Source organism: Nocardiopsis sp. NRRL B-16309 (assembly GCF_001279585.1).
In the GTDB taxonomy this organism is placed as follows: domain Bacteria; phylum Actinomycetota; class Actinomycetes; order Streptosporangiales; family Streptosporangiaceae; genus Nocardiopsis.
This window is the reverse complement of sequence record NZ_LGEC01000038.1, coordinates 16,535-35,579: the sequence shown is the minus strand read 5'-3', so window position 1 is coordinate 35,579 and position 19,045 is coordinate 16,535. Positions and strand designations below refer to the sequence as shown.

At 65.6% G+C, this 19,045-nt stretch carries 10 protein-coding genes and 1 pseudogene; 6 read left to right on the top strand and 5 right to left on the bottom strand.

The genetic code is table 11. The features are described 5' to 3' along the window. Positions 1–55: 55 nt before the first annotated feature. Genes ADL05_RS05715 through ADL05_RS05700 form a run of 4 tightly spaced genes read left to right on the top strand, consistent with a single transcriptional unit; the run spans position 56 to position 5,743 of the window. Positions 56–1,342, top strand: a complete 1,287-nt coding sequence (locus ADL05_RS05715) for a hypothetical protein (protein ID WP_156365729.1) — start codon at positions 56–58, stop codon at positions 1,340–1,342. Then, entirely contained in the window at positions 1,339–1,911 is a 573-nt protein-coding gene (locus ADL05_RS05710; RefSeq protein WP_053615811.1) for a hypothetical protein, read from the top strand. Before ADL05_RS05715 ends, ADL05_RS05710 begins: the two co-directional genes overlap by 4 nt. Then, positions 1,908–2,669 (top strand): GntR family transcriptional regulator, encoded by a 762-nt coding sequence (locus tag ADL05_RS05705; RefSeq protein ID WP_053615810.1) that lies wholly within the window; start codon positions 1,908–1,910, stop codon positions 2,667–2,669. The genes ADL05_RS05710 and ADL05_RS05705 overlap by 4 nt, the downstream gene beginning before the upstream one ends. Beyond that, positions 2,666–5,743, top strand: coding sequence for a hypothetical protein (locus ADL05_RS05700; RefSeq protein ID WP_053615809.1), 3,078 nt, complete (start codon positions 2,666–2,668; stop codon positions 5,741–5,743). The genes ADL05_RS05705 and ADL05_RS05700 overlap by 4 nt, the downstream gene beginning before the upstream one ends. On the opposite strand, the gene ADL05_RS05695 is transcribed toward ADL05_RS05700, so the two are convergent. The 3 genes from ADL05_RS05695 to ADL05_RS05685 are packed head-to-tail and all read right to left on the bottom strand — an operon-like array spanning position 5,717 to position 11,170. Beyond that, entirely contained in the window at positions 5,717–7,102 is a 1,386-nt protein-coding gene (locus tag ADL05_RS05695; RefSeq protein WP_197285699.1) for a Wadjet anti-phage system protein JetD domain-containing protein, read from the bottom strand. The two genes, ADL05_RS05700 and ADL05_RS05695, sit on opposite strands and share 27 nt — an antisense overlap. Positions 7,103–7,106: 4 nt before the next feature. Then, entirely contained in the window at positions 7,107–9,053 is a 1,947-nt protein-coding gene (locus tag ADL05_RS05690; protein WP_053615807.1) for a UvrD-helicase domain-containing protein, read from the bottom strand. After that, entirely contained in the window at positions 9,050–11,170 is a 2,121-nt protein-coding gene (locus ADL05_RS05685) for an ATP-dependent endonuclease (RefSeq protein ID WP_197285697.1), read from the bottom strand. The genes ADL05_RS05690 and ADL05_RS05685 overlap by 4 nt, the downstream gene beginning before the upstream one ends. Positions 11,171–11,591: 421 nt before the next feature. Here ADL05_RS05685 and ADL05_RS29390 point away from each other — a divergent pair. Together ADL05_RS29390 and ADL05_RS05675 are read left to right on the top strand one after the other, a co-directional pair. After that, a pseudogene (locus ADL05_RS29390) lies at positions 11,592–12,352 on the top strand (transposase family protein). Positions 12,353–12,496: 144 nt separating this feature from the next. Continuing rightward, complete coding sequence (locus ADL05_RS05675) at positions 12,497–14,596, top strand: DUF262 and DUF1524 domain-containing protein (RefSeq protein ID WP_053615805.1); 2,100 nt, start codon at positions 12,497–12,499, stop codon at positions 14,594–14,596. 258 nt (positions 14,597–14,854) lie between these two features. Here the strand turns inward: ADL05_RS05675 and ADL05_RS32240 are convergent, their stop codons facing one another. Together ADL05_RS32240 and ADL05_RS05665 are read right to left on the bottom strand one after the other, a co-directional pair. Next, positions 14,855–17,377: an alpha-L-arabinofuranosidase C-terminal domain-containing protein gene (locus ADL05_RS32240; protein ID WP_053615804.1), complete on the bottom strand. Its 2,523-nt coding sequence runs from the start codon at positions 17,375–17,377 to the stop codon at positions 14,855–14,857. Positions 17,378–17,868: 491 nt separating this feature from the next. Continuing rightward, on the bottom strand, positions 17,869–18,888 hold the full coding sequence (locus tag ADL05_RS05665) for an SEC-C metal-binding domain-containing protein (RefSeq protein WP_053615803.1): 1,020 nt from the start codon (positions 18,886–18,888) through the stop codon (positions 17,869–17,871). Positions 18,889–19,045 lie beyond the last annotated feature (157 nt).

The following is a 19,045-nucleotide window of genomic DNA, read 5'->3' as shown; positions in this document are numbered from 1 at the left end:
CTCGCTTCTTCCTCTCAGAGGCGACCCCACCCACGGACAGGGCAGTCCGCCAGTCATGCCATCAACAGATCCACCCCCGCCTGAGCGCAACCGCCCTCAGGGCCTGCTTGCCGCGCAGTTGAAGACGCTCGCCGCACCGATCGCCAAGCACAGCGACTCGGTCATCGAGGACCCGAGGCTGCTTGACGTGGCCATGGCGGTCTTCCACGCCTACACCACCGGGTCACCGAGGAGCGGCGGCTTCACTCGGGGCGAGCTTCGGGACGCCTGCGGCGGAGTAGCCGAAGTTCACGACTTCGAGCAGCGCTTCAATACCTTTCTCGCCTCGGAGATGCTGCTCCCCTCCTTTCCCCGGCCCCACGAGCACCGCTACATCCTCGACCCCCTCAGCATGGTCTTCCTGCTGTTCCTCGAACGGATCAACCGCCAAGGCGGGATCACCGAGGTCCTGGTTCTCCTGGACAGCACACGCTCCGCGATCGAGCGGAACCAGGCCAGCAGGGCAGACGTCCACCGGGCCCTGCTGCGCACCCGGCAGACGCTGATCGTCTTCACCGATCACCTGCTTTCGATGCTGCGGTCACGCCCACTGAGAGAGCTCATCGTCGAGCAGGAGCGCTACCGCGACCCGGGGCTCGTGCAACAGGTCGGGGAGCTCCAGAAACTGGTGGTCGCGCGGTTCCAGGACCTGGAGCGTCCCGCACGGGAGGCACTGGAAAGCGCTCAGGACTATGCCGGCGCGACATCGGACTTCATCGATCGACTCATCGACGCCGGAGCTCTCAATCGGGGATTCGACCTCTTCCACCCGGAGCAGTACAGGGACGCGGCGAAGAAGCGGAGCATGGAAGAGCTGGCGGCCGTGTTCACCCACGTGGTCGCGGACCCGCCCGACCTCGGGATCTCTCCCGCCGCACTCATCGAAGCCGTCGAGGCGCTCAGCCCCACGGGCCCGCTCCCAGGAGCCCCTCCCCCTCGGCCCGAGCGGGACGCTCCCCAGGACAACCCGCTGCGGGACATCGCCCGCAAGGGACAGGAACGCCGCCGCCAGATGCTGGAACAGGCCGAACTGATCCTTGGCGAACACGACAGCATCGACATCACCGATCTCCTGCGGGACCTCGGCTGGCCGGGAGGCATGCGGCTCCTGACCGACCTGATCAGCGTCTCCGGGCCGGACGCCCCCTACGAGGTGAAGATGACGGACGGGTTCTTCGTCCACCCGGCCGAAGAAATGACCTACCTGTCCCAGGTGAGGCTACACCGCAACCCCAAGTGGGGGCCGGACGCCGCCGAGTACCACCCACTGCCCGAACCGGACGAGGGGAACGACATCTCGTGACCGAGACCAAGAGCGTGACCGATCCCAGGCCTCTGGCCCTGGCCCGAATGCGTGCCCTGGGTGCCGCGCCGATCCGTCCCGACCTCCCTGATGCCGTCATCGTCGATGAAGCCCTCCAGGCGGGTCGATCCGTTCTGGACATCGTCCGACGGGAGGAACCCGCGCACATCCTGGGGTGGGTGGAGGGCCATGAACCCTCCCAGGAGGAAGGGATCGGGCTGCACCACCCGCAGCACCCCCGAAATGAGCTGGAGGTCTTCGCCGCATGCCTGGGTTGCTGCTGGCGTGATCGTCACGCGGAGCCCTGGCCCGGGGATCCGTGTGAGCGGCAGGAGGTGCTGGAGGCCCTCACTTGGGCGAAGGAGGACGACAGTCCCCGAGCTCTCGGCAGCTACCGGAGAGCGCTCGCGCGACTGGACCGCTCCCTGTGGGTCGAGCTCTCGGGCACCGGGATCCGGCTGGGGCCGCGCACCGCTACCTGGACCCGCGGCCAGACCGCGGAACTGCGTGAAGTGTTCGACCTCCTCCCCCGGCTCCCCGAGCACCAGCCCGTGGAGAAGCTCCGATGACAGAAGCCACCACGGACGCCAGGTGGCCCGTTCTGAACACCCTCACCCCGGATGAGCAGTCCGCGGTCCTGGACGCCATCGCGGCGGTGGAGTCGTCCCGTTCCCCGGTTCTCGCCGCGCACTTCCAGGCCCTCCTGGATCCTGAACTGCGCAATTGCGTCAAGAGGTGTCTCAGCGAGGCGGGGCGGGTCCTGCTCCCGATCGGAGCCGCCTACACCTCCGGCTACGCCGACCACATCACGGACGCGCTGGTGGCGGAGCGGTCCGGGGCCCTTCCCCCCGAGGAACGGGCGGTACTCGCCCTGGTCCTGCTGCACTGCGTGGCGATTCCGCAGGCTGAAGGCAGGGTTCAACGGGACAGTCTGCTGGATGCCCTTCCCGTGCGCCGAGATCTGCTCGAAGAGTCCATGGTTCCGAAGGGGGTCGTGCGCGAGTCCCTGCGACGCTTGGCGGCCCGCGGGCTGGTCTGCTTCAGCGGTCAAGGGGGCGGTCTGGTCGGGCCCGGACCACAGCTCAACCGGCTCACCGACGCCGCGTCCCAACGTCTACGCGAGCAGATCACCCTGATCACCACCACCGACGAAGGCCTCACCGACAAGCTCCGCCAGCACCACCGGCGCGATCTGGCCGCGGTGAACACCCGCCCCCGTCTGCTGGCCCCGAGCGAAGACGCGAGTCACCGCCCCACCACCCGCGACAGCCGCGACAGCCGCGACAGCCGCGACAGCCGCACAGAACCAGAAGAGGGCACACCATGAGCCTCCTGCCCGAACAGGCGACCGAGCACCTCCAGGACACCGGCAGCACAGGGCTGGTCGGGTCCCGGAAGCTGGTCGCGGTGCAGACCTTCGATATCGGCCGCCTCACCACCCACCCGGTTCCGATCGTCCCGTCGTCCTTCGTCGCCGTCTCCGGGGAAGGGCCCAAGGGTGACTCCAACGGGTCCGGCAAGACCACCTTCCTCAGCGCGGTCTCCCTCCTCCTCGCGGACCCGCAGTGGCGCCTCAAACGCGATGGCGGGTTCGCCAGAGGGCTGTTGTTCAGCCCGGAGTCCGCAGGGTCGGGAGAGGGGGGCGGGGCCCGACGTGGCTACATCGTGGGGGTGTTCTCCGATGAGGAGGGCAAGAAGCTCTTGACAGTGTGGCTGCGCATCTCCAGCCAGACGCCCTACCTTCAGATGCGGTGGGTCAGAGACCTGCACGTGGCCGTCGCCGACACCGACCAGGAGCGTTCCGATCAGGCCGACTCACTGTGGGGACAGCTACCCGCGAAGTCGAGCAACGGCGCCCAGAGCATGGGCGAATTCCTGTACGGGGACGCCCCGCGATGTCTGGCCTACCTGGACACCTCGATGCGACCGATGGTGGCGTCCCTCCTCTCCCAGCAGATGACCTCGATGGCCCCCGACGCCATCGGTGACGCGCTCATCGCCCTGACCGGTCAGTCCCGCCTGTTGGTCAAGGAACAGAAGGGCCGCGTCAAGTACGACGAGGCGGCCCAGGAACTGCGGGTTCAGGAGGTCAACGACCAGAACAGGCGCATCGCCGAGGCCGCACAGCTCGCAGCCATCGACCGCCGCGACCTCGCCCGGCAGGCACTGACGGCCGCGAACCGATCGTGGGAGCTCCACCTGGCCGTCGGCCTCGGGGAGAGGGAGGAGGAGCTCACGGCGGCGGCAGCCGAACGCGAACAGGCCCAAGAGGACGTGGAGCAGGCCAAAGAACGCACCCGCGAGGCCAAAGCACACCTGAATCGCCTGCGTGAGGACACCGGCTCGCGGAAAGCAGCCCAAGCAGCGGAGGAGGAGCGCGAACGCCTCCACCGTGTGAGGACGCGACAGACGGAGATCGTCGGGGAGCTCCACAGCGACGTGAAGCAGCTGACCGAAGAGCGCAAGCGCCTGCTCCGCGTGACCGATCGCTTCGACGGGATCGGCGTGGACCAGCGCCAGGCTGAGTTCGAACGGATGCGGGAACGACTGGACTCCACCGTGTTCCTGCACAGGCGCTCCGTGGCCCGGCGCGAGGAAGCCGAACATCACCTGGAGCAGGTCCGTGCCGGTGAGGACGGCACCGCTGGTGAGGCCGTGCGAAGGCTGCGCGAACTGGGAGTCCGAGCCAGGGGTCTGCTGGACTCCGTCGTGCTCGACCAGGACGCACGCCCGGAGTGGGAGGCCCACCTGTGGCGCTTCCGGAACTCCGTCGCGGTGGCGGCAGGGGACGCGGAGTTCGCGCTGCGTTCGCTCCAGGACTTCCCCGGCGTGTCGATCATCCGTGTGGACGGCTCTCCGGACGGTGCGGCCACCATGCTCCTGGAGGGGGTGACCGCTCCTCCGGCCTTCGGCGCGTTCCTGGAGGCGGTCCGTTCCCGGTACGCGTTCGCCCACGGCCTGGACCGATCGCACGACCCCGACCTGGACGAATGGATGCTGTCCGGGTTCCCCGAGCCGGTGACGGGTCGTGAGGCCCGGATCTCCGTGGCCGAGTCGGAGCTGCGAGCCGCGGTACGGGCCGAAAGGCAATCGGGGCGCACGTTGACGAACGCCCGGCGCGCCCTCCAGCGCCAGCAGGAACTCCTGGACATCGCGACAGCGGCCGAACGGCTGGAGGCGTGCCGGGAAGAGTTGCGGGTCGCCGAGGCCGAGCATGCTGAGGCTGTCACGGCGGCGGACCACCTCCAGACGCTCTGGACGGCAGCGGACCGTCAGTACACGGCAGCCCGGATCGCGCTGGGCAACCATGAGCTCCTCGTCGAATCCGCTCAACGGGAGCTACGAGCCGCGGAGGTCGAGTTCGGCCGGCTGCGCCGTGCTCTTCAGAGCGCCAACGAGAAGGTCGAAAGGGTCCAGCACGAGAAGTGGCTCCTGGCCTGGGGTGGTGACTCGGACTCCGCGAAGAAGCACATCGCCCGGGTCAAGGACCGTACCGAGCGTAGGCGCACGGCGCAGGACTGGTGGAACCACGCTTCCTCCTCCTTCCTGGAGGCGCTGACGGTGATCCGCCAGGACCGGGACACCTTTCCTCACGCTCTGGTCAAACTCATCGACACCGCAGCGCGAAGCGTCCCCGAACCGGGCCGGGCCAAGGAAGCGCTTGGCACCGCCCTCCAACCGCTCGACGAGCTGTTGGAGGAGTGCGAGATACCGGACTCGACCAATAAGACGCTCATCGCCACCGAACAGGAGGAGCGCGAACGCAACCTCACCACCGCTCGGCGGGAGGTGAACCGGCAGATCGAGTCGTTGGAGATCATCCGTGCCACCGTGGCCAGGTCCATCAAACTGATCCTGGCCAGGATCAGTGACCAGTTCGACGAGTTGGACCGGGAACGGGACGGCGGTTACGGTGCCCGCCTCGACTACGAGGTGCTGGACCCCTCCGCGACCGGCTCCCGGTGGAAGGTGAACGTCGTCCCCCGGTGGCAGCGCTCCCCACAGGGGGCGTACGTTTCCTATCAGAAAATCGCGAACGGGGCGCAGGTCAAGGTGTTCGCGATCCAACTGGTGTTGGCCTCGCTCCTGGCCGACAGCGACGTGCCCGGCCGGGTTCTCGTGCTGGACGAACTCGGCAACAGTCTGGGCGACGAGAACCGGCGAGACGTGTTGCGGGAGTTGCAGAAAGTCGCGGTCAAACAGCAGGTGACCATCCTCGGCACCTGTCAGGACAGTGTCATCCACGACGCCGTGCGGCACTGCGGCCAGGTCCTGTGGTTCAACCATGTGTCCAACAGTGAGGTCTACAACCGCCCCACCCGGTCGTGGGGGTCCGACGAGAACGGTCGTCACGTCGAGCATCTGGCCTTCTGGCTACGCTCCGGACGGGCTGTGGACTGAGTCGAGCACGCCAGCGAGCAGGTCGGCCAGGCCCGGCAACACCTCAGTGTGCTGGGCCTCCTGCTCCACGCCCAGCCCGGCCAGCTCCGGATGGTCGGCGATGAGCGCGGCCACCGGCCGCAGCGCGTCCGGGGCCTGGTCGAGGAGCCCTGCCGCCTTCTTCGCGTCCTGCTCCCGCCGCTCCGGGGGCTGCGGCCGGTGCGGCCCCCCAAGCCAGGCCTCCGCGGTCATCGCGACCGGGTACACATCCCGCTCCACCCGGTCGCGCAGGTTGGCGATGATCGCGATGCCGTGCGCGTCGAGGTCTCCCCACACTGCGATCGGCAAGGGCGCCAGCATCCTGAGGAACCCCACGAGTCCGTCGCTGGCGTACCCGGCTCCCCAGACGCAGACCCAGCCCTCGGTGATCGCGGGGATCTGACAGGACCGGTAGAAGGTGTCCTGGTTCTCCAGGACGAGGACGCCACGGATCCCCTTCACCTGTTCCAGGGTGCCGGTCTCGCGCACGCCGTTGGAAGGAAGGCCGGCCCAGGGTTCAGCTGTGACAGCGTCCACTGCCGGAACGTCATCCTTGTACCAGCGCAGAGGACCCTTCACACGGATCTCGTGGTCGGGGAAGTCGAACAGCTCGGAGATGTACTTCCTGAGCAGGTTCTCCACCGCGTGGATGCGGGCGTCGGTCCAGCGTGTCTTCGTACCGGAGGTGTGCGCATGCGAGCGGGAGGACACCTCACGCCGGGTGGGATGGCGGTCGCCCCCGTGCTTGTACCACCGGCACGCGACACGCACCGCGAAGTCGTAGGTGTCCCAATGCCCCGCCCTCGTCGCGGAACCCTCGGGGACCGCGCCGGGTTCGGAGTTCAGCAACAAATCGCGCTCGGTCTCGAGTTCGCTGATGCCTTGCATCAGGTCGAGGAGTCCCGTGCGGGCCTGCCCCGGGTCGATCCGACCGAGGAGTTCCCGCCTTCGTTCGTCGGCCCGCTCCGACCACAGCGGGGTACGAATGATCTGGAGATACCGCTTGATCCGCAGGTCCCGCATATTGACGCGTGCCTTCACCATGACCGCGCCAGAGCGGATCAGCTCATTGAGCACATCGTTGGCTCGGGAACCCCACCGATCCTGGACGGTCTTCAGCTTGCGCGAGGGTTTCTCCAGCACCCAGGCCAGGTCCCTGGACTCAAGACCATCAGGGTTGGCGAATTCATCAGGAGGGTTCTCCGCGACCAGGAACACCGTGGAGAAGTCCAGGGTCCCGAACTTCTGAGGCGCTCCCTTGCCCTCGGGACAGCGGACCACGACCCGCACCCCGTCGGGCACCGGGCTGGCGATGAGGTCCTGTACGTCGACCAGGTGCACTTCATCAGGCACGAGCGGGCTGTCCCTCCAGATCGTCGACCCCGTGCACCCTGTCGGCGGGGAAAGGACAGTCGGCGTCTTCCCGCAGCCCTTGCAACGCGCCGGCCGGGTCGTCGGTGAAGAGCACCACGGCGAGCGACCGGGTGGCCCGAGAGCAACTGACATAGAAGAGACGGCGTGTGCGCTCGGGGGTATGGTCTTTTTCGTCTCGGATGTTCCTGATGTCAGAAGCGCTCAGGTCCTCGAGACCAAGGAGTTTCTCGTAGGAGTACTGGTTCCAGTTACTGCGGTCGTCCTCCAGCAGTACCAGGACCCGCTCGAACTCGGCGCCCTTGACCCCGTGCTGGGTCTGGTAGGGCAACCGCCCCCGAACGTAGTCGTGGTAGATCCGTATCTGCGCCGCAGGACAGGCCAGGTAGGCGGTCATCGCCTTCTGGAGGACCCTGCGCTCGTCTTCGCGACTCTCCTCGGTCTGCTCTCCGGGGTCTTCTGTCGTCTCGCCTTCTTCGACTGGCAGCTGTTCCACGAACGAGAAGCCCTCATGTTTGAGAAGCTGTGCCTTCAACCGGGGGTCCAGCCGGATGAGTCCGGCCTTGAGAGCGTGCCGAAGCACGTCCGCGACGGCCGCGGTGCTGTCCCTGGCGAGGATCTTGGCGAGGTGATCGCCATCGGCCTTCAACTGCGGAAGTAGTTCCGCGGTGGCCTGACCGTCACGGAAGGAACCGAGCCGTGGGGAGAGCCTGCGCAGCATCCCGAGCGCGGTGATCCCGTCTTTCTGTTCGATCGCCTCCACGAGGGGGACGAGCCGGTCTAGGAAGGGTCGCAGGCTCCAGTGCAACCCTGTGGTGTACTCCTCCCGCAACTGCCTGGCATACCCGCTTCCGGTTTGACGAAAGGCCTTGTCCACATCCGTGAAGCCCAGTCGACGGGCGGCCAGTTGATGCTCCAGCACCAGGATCTTGAGGTTCTTCCCCTCCACTCCCTGGCTCCACAGCAGGTCGTTCTGCCGAACCGCCAGGTGGTCGCGTACCCGGTCCAACCAGGAGTCACTGTCGCCTTCCGAGGAGAGCACGAAGAGGTCCGCGTCACCCGTCCTCGCTTCCTCCGCTCCCTCTCGTTTTCCCTGGACCTGAGTCAGGTTTCCGTCGTGTGGAGACACCCTCCTGATCTTGTTGATCACATCGAGTACCCGCTGAGGGCAGCGCCAGTTCTCCTTCTTACGGATGGTCACCCAACTCTTGTCTGCTTCGATGAGACCGGCTCCGGTCGGGAAGATCCGCTGCATCGGATCACCGAAGAAGCCGACGCAGAAATTTCCGCGTTCCTGTTCCTCGATGGCCTGTAGGGCTTCGACCACCCGCGGGTCCGTGTCCTGACTCTCGTCGACCAGGACGTAGGGAAAGCGTTGGGCGACGATCGTGGCGAGGCGCTTCTCCTGCTTCATGAGTTCGGGAACCATACGTAGGACATCGTTGTGCCCGAGGATCCCTTTCTTGTAGTTACGACCGGACTGGTAGTTGAAGCGCAGGTCCGGATCGTCCAGGCCTTCCAGCGCCTCAACGTACTTCGCCCCCCTGGTATCGTCACGCTCCGCAATGAGACGGCGAATGTCCGCACGCACCCATTCACGGATCATGTGCTGGAAGGGTTGAACCACTTTCCAGAGGAAGCTGTGGATCGTGGAGACATGAAAAAGCGGGTTGGCGGCAAGCCGATCCTTGATCTCCTCCACCGCGACATTCGTGTACGTGATGCAGGCGATCTGGCGGCGCTGGCCCAGCAGGGCTGTTCCTTCAGCTCGACCGATGTTGCGGAGGGCTTCCACCAGCGACGTCGTCTTCCCCGAACCTGCTCCGGCGATCACGACGAACCCGCGCTTGGTGGAGGCTTCGAGGACCTCGCGGATCTGCTCGTCCGCCTTGGTCGGCTGGCGCACAGACACGGAGCTCACAGGTCCGCCTCCCGGTCAAGCTCGTTGTTCAGCCAGCTCAGGCCCTCCTGGATGTAATGAGGGGTTTCCCAAGGTGATTCTTCGAAGAGATCAAAGAGAGTCAACGCAAGGTTGGTTTTTCCTTCCGGAGGGTTGCGCACGAAATCGAAGACCTCCTGAACGAGCTGTTCTGGAGAGAGCCCCTCGTCCAGCTCGAAACCTACTTTCTTACCGTTTTCGCGCATCCACTCAAGGTTTTCGAGGAGCATGCTTTCCTCGAAAGTTCGCCCCGCGGAATGATGGGTCTTTCCGCCCCAACTAAAAGTTTGGCGGGTCTGATAGGAAACACGTACCCAGGAAGGGGACACGCCCTCTCGATTCTTGTCCTGTTTGCCCTCACGCTGGGTCTTCAGAAGCTCCTCAATATCCTTTTTTCCCGGAATCCACTGGATGAGCGTCTGATTGGAGGTCACCGCTCCGGCTGTGTCCACCAGACAGGCCTTCCTTCGCGTTCCGCCCTTGGGCATCGCGACACTGTCCAGGTCGGTGATGACCAGTGCGGGCAAACCGAGGAACCGCACCAACGGCTTGAAACGAAGAGCATGGGATCCACCCACCTCGAGCAGGGAGATGTGCGAGCTCACCAGCTGCGGGAGCCTGCCCGGATCGGTATCGATCATCAACGGCAGCAGCACACGCTCGGCGTCACCCTCCACAAGGATCACCGCGTCAGCGAAGAAGAGATGGCAGTTGGTGAGCTTGAGGAAACGGCGCAGGAACCTGGGGTCGTCTGTATCGAGTTTGGACAGATCCCTGACTTCGCAGGCAGGGGTCCCGTCCGGTTCCGACAGGCGGCGGAAGTACCTGATCGGGTCGAAGGAGGTGTCGTAGATAATGTGGGGAGAGTGCGTGGTCACTACGAGTTGGGTATGGAACACCTCGGACTCGTCCTCATCAACGAACTCCCGTGCGATCTTCAGGAACGCCTGTTGGAGTTGAGGATGCATGTGGGCCTCGGGCTCCTCGATCACCACGAGGTGGATGAGCGGTCGCACCCCCACACCCGCCGCCCAACGGCGGTGCATCTCGTGGATCTCGATGAGCATGAAGAGGAAGTTCTTGTAACCGAGACCGTTGAATCGCTCGGGAAGCTGCCGCTGAGCGTCTTCCTCCCCCGGAGCGAACTGGTAGTACACCCATGCGCTCTCAGCGAGCAGGGCATCACCGCTCTGTCGGCTCCGTACGCTCAGCCTCGGATTGCGGATCCCCGGCCCGGCGACTTTGTTCAGCCGGGCGAAGGTGGTGGCGAACTTGCCCACGAGATAGGACTCCGCCTGCTGCTCCGAAGCCTTCAGGGCCTGGTGCGCGGCGTGGTCGATATCTTCCGAAGCCGAGTAGTCGAGGAACCGGCGAACATGCCGGGACAGATCCCGACCTTTGGACGTCTCATCATCAGAGAGGAACCGCTGGGCATCAACCATGTCCACATGGATCAGGCTGTCAACGAATTCCCTGGCCGCTGCCGAAGAGTCAGCCAGTCTTCCCGTGGCATCGGATCCCGCACAGACCGAACCCTCCCGGTCGAACGAATCTGGGTCAAGCACGTGGTAGCGGAACTCGTAAGCGGAATTCAGCTCCCGATCCAGATAATCACGCAGATCCTCCGGCCAAGGAGCGAAGAGCGCCCTCTCCTTCTCGGGCTGCTGTTCCCTGGCCTTCCGGGCGTTCTTCCGAGCTACCATAAACCGTTCGGCGAGGTCCTGCCTCGGCGCGAACTCCAACCGGAGCGCCACCCGGCCGATGTCCTCGGACAGGTCATGGAAGGACATCAACTCGACAACTCGATACCAATCCTGCCTGTCGACCTCCAAAAGAAGGTCGAGGCGGATCTTCGGCAGCTTCTCCGCCTCGCCCTGGCCGAGCTCCTTCACCCCCTGAAACTGATCCCAGCAACCGGAGTTGAAGTCGTAGAACGTGAAGTCACTCTTCCGGCGCTCGAAGAAGAAACGAAAAACGTGGGTCATCGATGTTTTCCCACTGTTGTTCGCACCAACAAAGACCGTCGAATCGGGATCAAGATCCACCTTGACCGAACGCAGCCTCCGGAAGTTTTCTACACGAACTGACTTGATTCGCATACGCATCCTTGCTGAGAAGACCGAAGACAAGCAAGACAAGAAGCACAGCCGTGAGAGCGGCAAATAAGGAAAGAAGATCGCAGGTCCGTCGGCAAGGATCGTACCCCAGACCTCATCAGCACACGACCAATCTCGGAAATCCCTGAAAGCAAGATTTCTCAGCATCCCCAGTAAACCAATGGGCCACCTCAAGCGTCGACCCTAAGCGAATTCCGGACCCGCATGAGGCCGCCGCTCGAGCGGCCGAAAGATTCAGGGAGCAGCAGATCATAACTTCCATGCCGAGCTGGTCGCTGAGCCTTTTTCATCCTGAAGGCGCAGGTCACAGGCTCACACCAGCTATCCGGAACCTCCCCTGACAGCAAGAAGCCCCTGGTAGGTGGGTTAACGACCAAGAAAACCTGCCACACCAAGGGCTCTGATGCTGTTCTACCGTGCTGCGCTGCCCCTGTCACGCCGAACCCTGAACTACACCGCCGGAGTGATCCGCCGCCACCGCATGGCGATCGGCTCCGCCTGGCGCAGGCTCTCCCCCGCCCAACAGGCCCTCCTGGTGCTGGTGCACCTGTTCAAGGGCGAGACGTTCGATCAGGTCGCGGCGGGCTTCGGTGTCGGTACAGCCACCGCTTGGCGGTACGTACACGAGACCACTGGCCTGCTCGCACGCCGCGCACCCGCCCTCCAACAGGCGCTGCGCCCGGGCACGCAGGGCCGGGCACGCCTTCGTGGTCCTGGACGGCACGCTCATCGCGTGCGACCGGCTGGCTGCGGACCGGCCCTTCTACTCGGGCAAGCACAGGCACCACGGAATGAACGTTCGTGGCCGCTTCCGACGGGTCGCTGCTGTGGACCTCGTGGTCCCTGCCCGGCGCGGTGCACGATGTCAGAGCCGCCCGCGTGTGGAGGGTCGCCGAGCGCATCGCCGCCGCCGACCGGGTGGCGTTGGCCGACAAGGGCTACCTCGGTCTGAGCGAGATCGTGTTCTGCCCGTTCAAGGGCCGGGGCAAGCCGCAATGGAAGAAGGACGCCAACTCCGAGCACGCCCGGTTCCGCAGCCCCGGCGAGAGGGCCATTGCTCAGCTGAAGAACTGGCGCCTCCTGCGCAAGCTCCGCTGTTGCCCACAACGCGCCGGCGTGATCACCGGGGCCGTACTCGTACTCCAGCTGCGCGAGACAGGATGAAAAAGGCTCGGTGCGCGACTCCCCCATCTTGAAGGCTTCTCCTTCAGGTCTGCTCGCACTCTGATACACCTCCCGTATCGCTCATGGCCGTGGCAGAGTGAAGGCGGATCCCACCCGATAGCGACCAGAAGGGCACCCTACGCTGTGAAGGCCTCCGAGACCCAGCTGCTCAGACTGCTCGAGAAGGGCAGCCAGTTCGTGATCCCCATCTACCAGCGCGCCTACTCCTGGACCGAAAACGAGTGCGACCAGCTGATGGGCGACATCGAACGAGCGGGCCGTGATGCGGAACTGAACTCCCATTTCACCGGGTCGATCGTGCACGTGGAGAAGGGGCTCTCCAATCTGACCACGCAGGAGCCCAACCTGGTCATCGACGGACAGCAGCGGCTGACGACGGTGACCCTCCTGATCGCCGCGCTGGCCGACGTACTGGACGGGTACCCGGCAGGGGAACGCGAACCGTGGAAGGAGTTCTCACCGAAGAAGCTGCGCCACCGGTACCTCGTGAACAGCGAGGAGGAGGAAGGCAGTGACGAGTACTTCAAGCTCCTGCTCAGCAAGAAGGACGAAACGACGCTGAGGGCCATCGTCAGTCGAACCGAGCTGCCGACCGATGCCTCGGAGAGGGTTCAGCAGAACTTCGCGAGGTTCCGCCAGGAGCTGGCCAAACCCGGCAAGGACCTGGCGGCGGTCTGCCGAGGGCTGGCCAAACTGGTGGTCGTCGACATCCGTTTGGACCGCGCGTACGACAACCCACAGCTGATCTTCGAGTCCATGAACTCGACCGGTCGGCAGCTGACCCAGGCGGACCTCATCCGCAACTACGTGCTCATGGGGCTACCGACCAACTCCCAGAAGATGCTGTACAACAACTACTGGCGTCCCATGGAGACGGACTTCGGCCAGGCCGCATACGAGAAGCAGTTCGACGATTTCGTCCGGCACTACCTCACGGTCGCGACCGGGGAGATCCCCCGATTCGGAGACGTGTACGGGGCCTTCAAAGAACACTCACGGAATCGGCGCGAGCAGGGCGAGACGATCGAATCGCTTGTCAAGGAGCTCCGATCCTACGCGTCGTGGTACTGCGCCGTGGCCCTGGGCCATGAGAGCGACAAGGAACTCGCCGAGGCCTTCCAGGACCTGCGGGAGATCAAGGCGGACGTGGTCTACCCCCTGCTGCTGGAACTCTACGGTGACTACAAGAACGACAGGCTGGACCGTGAGGGCCTGCTTTCCATCATCGACATGGTCACCTCCTACATCTTCCGCCGGGCCACCTGCCGGATTCCGACGAACTCCCTCAACAGAACGTTCAGTACATTCACGAAGTCGATCGACAAGACCAGGTACGTCGAGAGCGTCCAGGCACACCTGGTGGGGTTGAAGAGCTACCGGTTGTTCCCCACCGACCAGCAGTTCACCGACGCTCTGATCGGCGACAACATGTACAACTTCAAGCGGCGCTCGTACCTCCTGCGGAGGTTGGAGAACTTCGGACGCAAGGAACAGGTGTCGGTCGAGGACTACACGATCGAGCACATCCTGCCGCAGAACGAGAACCTCTCCCAGCGGTGGCGTGACGACCTCGGCCCCGACTGGGCCAATGTCCGGGCGCGCCGCCTGCACACCCTGGGCAATCTGACGCTGACCGGCTACAACTCCGAGTACGGTGACCTGCCGTTCACCAAGAAACGAGACTTGAAGGGCGGCTTCCGGGAGAGCCCGCTCCGGCTGAACCAGGGGCTGGGGACTCTGGAGACCTGGAACGAGGAAACGATCGTCCAGCGGGCCGAGCGGTTGGCAGCCCGAGCGCTGGAGATCTGGCCTCGCCCCGTACTGCCCTCGGGCTTCAATCAGCCAGAGCCCCGCCCCGAGTCGGCGTACACGATCAATGACCACCCGAACCTCTCCCGGCCCGCCCCACAGGCCCTGTTCGAGAAGTTCAGGGGTGAGGTCCTCGCTCTCGATGAGGCTGTCAGTGAGACGTTCCTGAAGAACTACGTCGCCTACAAGACCGAGACCAACTTCGTCGACGTGATCCCTCAGACCGAACGGTTGCGGCTGATCCTGAACATGCCCTTCGAGACGCTCCACGATGACCGGGGCCTGGCCACGGACGTGACAGGCAAGGGCAAGTGGGGGAACGGCAGTGTTCAGATCGACCTGGACGAGGACACCGATCTCGGTCAGGTCATGGGGCTGGTGCGGCAGGCGTACGAGTTCCAGACCGGCGAATAGCACACGAGGGGCACGAGGCCGCAGAGACCGAGGCCAGCGCCCTGGCGTGGCTCTGGCAGGGGCCCCCGAACCTCTCGACTGAGCAGGTGCCCCCTCTTCGTGTGGCCGCTCCCCGAGAGGTTCCCGGGAGCGGCCACATCGCGGACTGGTTCCTGAAGAAGGTCAGGCTGCACAGTATCGAAGAGGCCCTGGAGACCGCGTGGGACCTGAGCCAACCCCGTTCGTGCAGCCGCCCGGCGGGCGGGGTGCCGTCGCGGGCTACTCCTCTGGCGTGAGGCGCATGAAGGTGACCGAGTGCGCCGGGAAGGTGTGGGCGAACGTACTGCCCACGCCGTCGATGGTGGAGGTCTCCGGGCTGACGGGCCGGTCGGTCGCGGTGTTCACCGCTTCCGGGTCGGCCTGCAGGACGGTCAGCTCGGCGGTGGGCTCCACCCGGGTCGAGCCGAGGTCGATCGACGTGTGGGCCGCCTCGTCCTGGGCGTTGACGACCTTGACGATGAGCTCGCCGGTCTGCTCGTCGCGGGTGACGACCTGGCGGAACGGTTCGGGCTCCGGTGCGGTGAAGCGGCCCCATTCCTCGTCGTCGAGGTAGAGGGTGACGTCGCGGTCGCGCACCTGGACGCGGACGTCGTAGGCGCGGCCGGACTCCACGGTCGTGCCGTCGGAGACGATGGTGCTCTTGGCGCCGTCGGAGGCGCGCTCGACCGCGGACTGGGTGTTGTTCCACCCGCCCAGGTTCCACCAGTAGTAGTCGCCGGTGCCCTGGACCCCGAACCCGACGAGGAAGCCCTCGGCGCCCTCCCGCTTGGTGGCGGTCACCTCCAGATCGTAGTCGGTCCACTTCGGGTCGCCGGCGGTGACCATGGTGTTCTCACCGGAGACGTCGGTCTGCACGTAGGCGCCGTCCTCGACGATCCAGTTGCCGGCGTCGGTGACGTGGGTCCACTGGTCGGCGCCGGAGGAGAAGTCGTCGTGAAGCAGCGTCTCGCCGTCGGCGGAGGTCACGCGGACGTCGTCGTACTCGGCGCTGGTGTTCCAGGTGGACAGTCCCACCGCGCCGGCGATCGGCCCGCCGACGCCGGGGGTGCCGGAGGCGGTGCTGGGCACGACCTGGTCACCGGTGTTGGCCGAGAAGAGCCGCTGCACCTCGTAGTTGGCCGAGCCCCAGCTGGTGCTGTTGTCGAACCAGATCATGTCGGGGGTCCACTGGGTGGACCAGTCCGCGGCCAGCAGCGGGGCGTAGGAGGCCATCCGCACCACGTCGGCGTTGCGCTCCAGCCCCGTCATGAAGGCGGCTTCGGCCAGGGCGTTGGAGAACTGGTTGCCCTGTGAGGCGAACTCGCCCAGGTAGACGTCGGGGCCCTCGCGGTCGTAGGAGTCGTAGCGCTCGTTGTTGGCCAGGAACCAGGCGGGTGAGTTGTAGTAGTGCTCGTCGACCATGTCGACGCCGTGCTCGCGGTTGAGCTCCCAGGCGCGCTCGAAGACGGTGCCGCCGGAGGCCGGGCCGGAGTTGCTCACCACGGTGATGTCGGGGTACTCGGCCTCGATGGCCTCGCGGAACTCCAGGAACCGCTCGAAGAAGGCGTCGGGCAGGTTCTCCTCGTTGCCGACCTGGACGTGGGTCAGACCAAACGGATCGGGGTGGCCCATCTCGGCGCGCACACCGCCCCACTCGGAGTCGGCCGGACCGTTGGCGAACTCGATGAGGTCCAGGGTGTCCTGGACGTGGCGCTCCAGCAGCTCGGGATCGTCGGTGGCCCGGTTCTCCCCGCAGCCGGTGACGAGGGCGGGCACGACCGGCAGCGGCATGGCGCCGAGGTCCTCGGCGAACTGGAAGTACTCGTAGTAGCCGAGTCCGTAGGACTGGTTGTAGCCCCAGAAGTTGTGGTTGGTCGCGCGCTCCTCGACCGGTCCGACCGTGTCCTTCCACTGGAAGGAGCGTTCGCGGGGCCAGTCGGGCGCCTCGTAGGCCTCGTGGCTGCCGGTGTTGACCAGGCAGCCGCCGGGGAAGCGGACGAAGCCGGGTTCCAGCGCGGCGATCTGCTCGGCGATGTCCGCGCGCAGGCCGTTCTCGTGACCGTTGAAGGTCTCGCGCGGAAAGAGGGAGACCATGTCCAGGTCCAGCACGCCGCCACCGCTTCCGGTGACCGAGAGTCGGCCGGTGGTGCTGGAGCCGGTCGCGGTCAGCGTGCCGGTGTACTCTGCCCAGTCGCCCCGGACGTCCAGGGACAGCGGCTCGGCCAGTGGCTCGCCCGCGGTGTCGTGCAGCCGCACCGTCACCGGGTCCGGGCGCCCCGGGGCCTTCACCCACACCGAGAAGTCGTACTCCTCCCCCTCCGTGACGGGAATTCCGGTGGAATAACCGCTGTTCACGACACCGTATTCGCTGCCGTCGCGGGGCAGAACGACCCGGAGGTAGTTGCGGTTTCGCTCGTTGAGCCGACCGGCGTTGTTCACCACGCTCACCTGACCGTTGGTGTTTCCGGAGCCGGTCTCCTCCCAGGCGGTCATGGACGTGTAGTTCTCGTTGTCCGCGGTGCTGTATTCGAAGGAGCGGTTCTGCACCAGTTCGGCGTACAGGCCGCCGTCGGCCGCGTGGTTGATGTCCTCCATGAAGATGCCGTACATCTGGTCGCTGATCCGCGGGCCGTCCGCGGAGAGGTCGATGTCAATGCTGTAGTCGGTCGCCGCCGACGCGGGAGACGCCGTGGTCACGACGCACAGCAGGCCGGTGACCAGCGCGCACAGGGTACGTGCCGGTCTCCTTCGGTTCGCGCGCAATGTTCCTCCGGGGGTGTGCCGCCGACGGGGTCCGGTCGGCGGTCGCGGGATGCGTGGAGTCGCGGGGACAGGGGGTACTGGCGGAATGAGACGTCATTCGTCGAGGACCCGGCACATACATGGCGCGGCCCTTGACTGGCATTCCTTATTGTTATGTTAGCGCTAACATATTGCGTCGAAGAGGATGTGTCTCGGTCTGATGCGGCATTTTTCTAGATATAGCCCGCGGCCGTGAGGGTGTCAAGGGGTGTTCTGCGGAAAGCACGGACCCGATTGCGGCCAGCGCCGGACACCGGGCAAGCACTAGGCTGCGCGGGAATCACCACCGGCGAAGGGGACTCGATTCCGGCAATGCGCCTGTTGGGCGAGGAGTGGAGTGGAGCGACCCTCCAACGGGTCCGGGACACCTTGCCCCCTACCTGATGTGAAGCCTGTCTTTCCAGAGGAGGACTTCTAGGTGCTGGTGATGCGGTCCGTCTCCGGGAAGAAGGTCAGCGGTTGGACGGCGATCCGCAGCACTTCTTGTACTTGCGGGTCGACCCGCACCAGCATGCCTCGTTGCGCTGGGGCGGCCACGGCATGAGTCGCGGGTCGTGCGCGGCGATCTCGGCTTCGCTCCAGCTCAACGCGGTGGCACGGTCCCCCGTGTCCATCCCCGTTTGTTCCGCGAAGGCCTCAATCTCCGCCACGCCGTGGAGCACCACGCTCCACCGTGTCTCAGGACGCTCGCTGCTCTGCTTGCGCAGGTTTCGTTCTGCTGCGCGATAGTAGGCGTCAGCGCCGTGTTCGGCGGCCTCGTGAGGGAGTAGTCCCCTGGTGCGGGCGTCGTCGAAGGCCTGCCGGGAGAAGAGCACTTCCACGTACCGGTCCGGCTCAGAGCCCTCCGTCCGGGTCTCGCCCTCCCCGACGTCGCCGTACGTCTCCGCGAGAAGCCGACGTGCCGATGCCACGGCCACCTCGTCGTGTGCGTCGAGTTCCATGCCCAGTTGCGCGCGCACGCGCGACCGTCGGATGAGCGCGGTGAGGTATCGGGCTTCGAGGCCTTCCAGGTCCTCCGGCGGTTCGGCGAGGAGGTCGCGGGAGGCGAGGTTGAGACACCGCAGCGCATCGGCCAGCTCGCCCCTCGCCTCAAGATCCTCGGCGAGCAGCTCCGCCGGACCCGCGCCCAATCCGCCTGGGCTGAGCAGTTCGGCGGTGATCCGTTCCACTTCGGCGACCGCTTGTTCCTCACCGCTGTGATGTAGCAGTCGGACAAGTTCGATCGATGCGTACTGACGGTCATCCGGGGCCGGCGGGTACGCCCGCAGAACCTCCAGAACTCGACGGGCCTGGTCGATGCGCCCCGCCCTCGTGAGATCGCCGACGTAGTCCAGGAGGGCCTCACCCGCGTGGTCCGGCGCCTGGGCCAGCAGATCCTGCAGCAGCTGGTCGGGCAGGTTCAGCTCCCGAAGCGCGGACAGCATGGCAGCGTCGTCCGGGCCCGGGGCCAGGGCGGTGTCGCGGTCGTTCATGGCCCCAGGTTAGATCTCGCCCACCTGTCCGGGAGCCGTTCGGTGAATCCCCCACCGAGACACGGATCTCAGGCGGTGGGCCAAGGGCGGCCCCGGACCAAGAAGCACAGGCGGGCTCTCCACCCGGCACAGGTGGAGAGGCCGACTCACCTCGAGG

What these genes read in the sequence shown, in the direction of transcription:
- ADL05_RS05705 (WP_053615810.1), top strand. Translation starts at nt 1,908, where the DNA reads ATGACAGAAGCCACCACGGACGCCAGGTGGCCCGTTCTGAACACCCTC.
- ADL05_RS05700 (WP_053615809.1), top strand. Translation starts at nt 2,666, where the DNA reads ATGAGCCTCCTGCCCGAACAGGCGACCGAGCACCTCCAGGACACCGGC.
- ADL05_RS05685 (WP_197285697.1), bottom strand. Translation starts at nt 11,170, where the DNA reads ATGCGAATCAAGTCAGTTCGTGTAGAAAACTTCCGGAGGCTGCGTTCG.
- ADL05_RS05715 (WP_156365729.1), top strand. Translation starts at nt 56, where the DNA reads ATGCCATCAACAGATCCACCCCCGCCTGAGCGCAACCGCCCTCAGGGC.
- ADL05_RS05665 (WP_053615803.1), bottom strand. Translation starts at nt 18,888, where the DNA reads ATGAACGACCGCGACACCGCCCTGGCCCCGGGCCCGGACGACGCTGCC.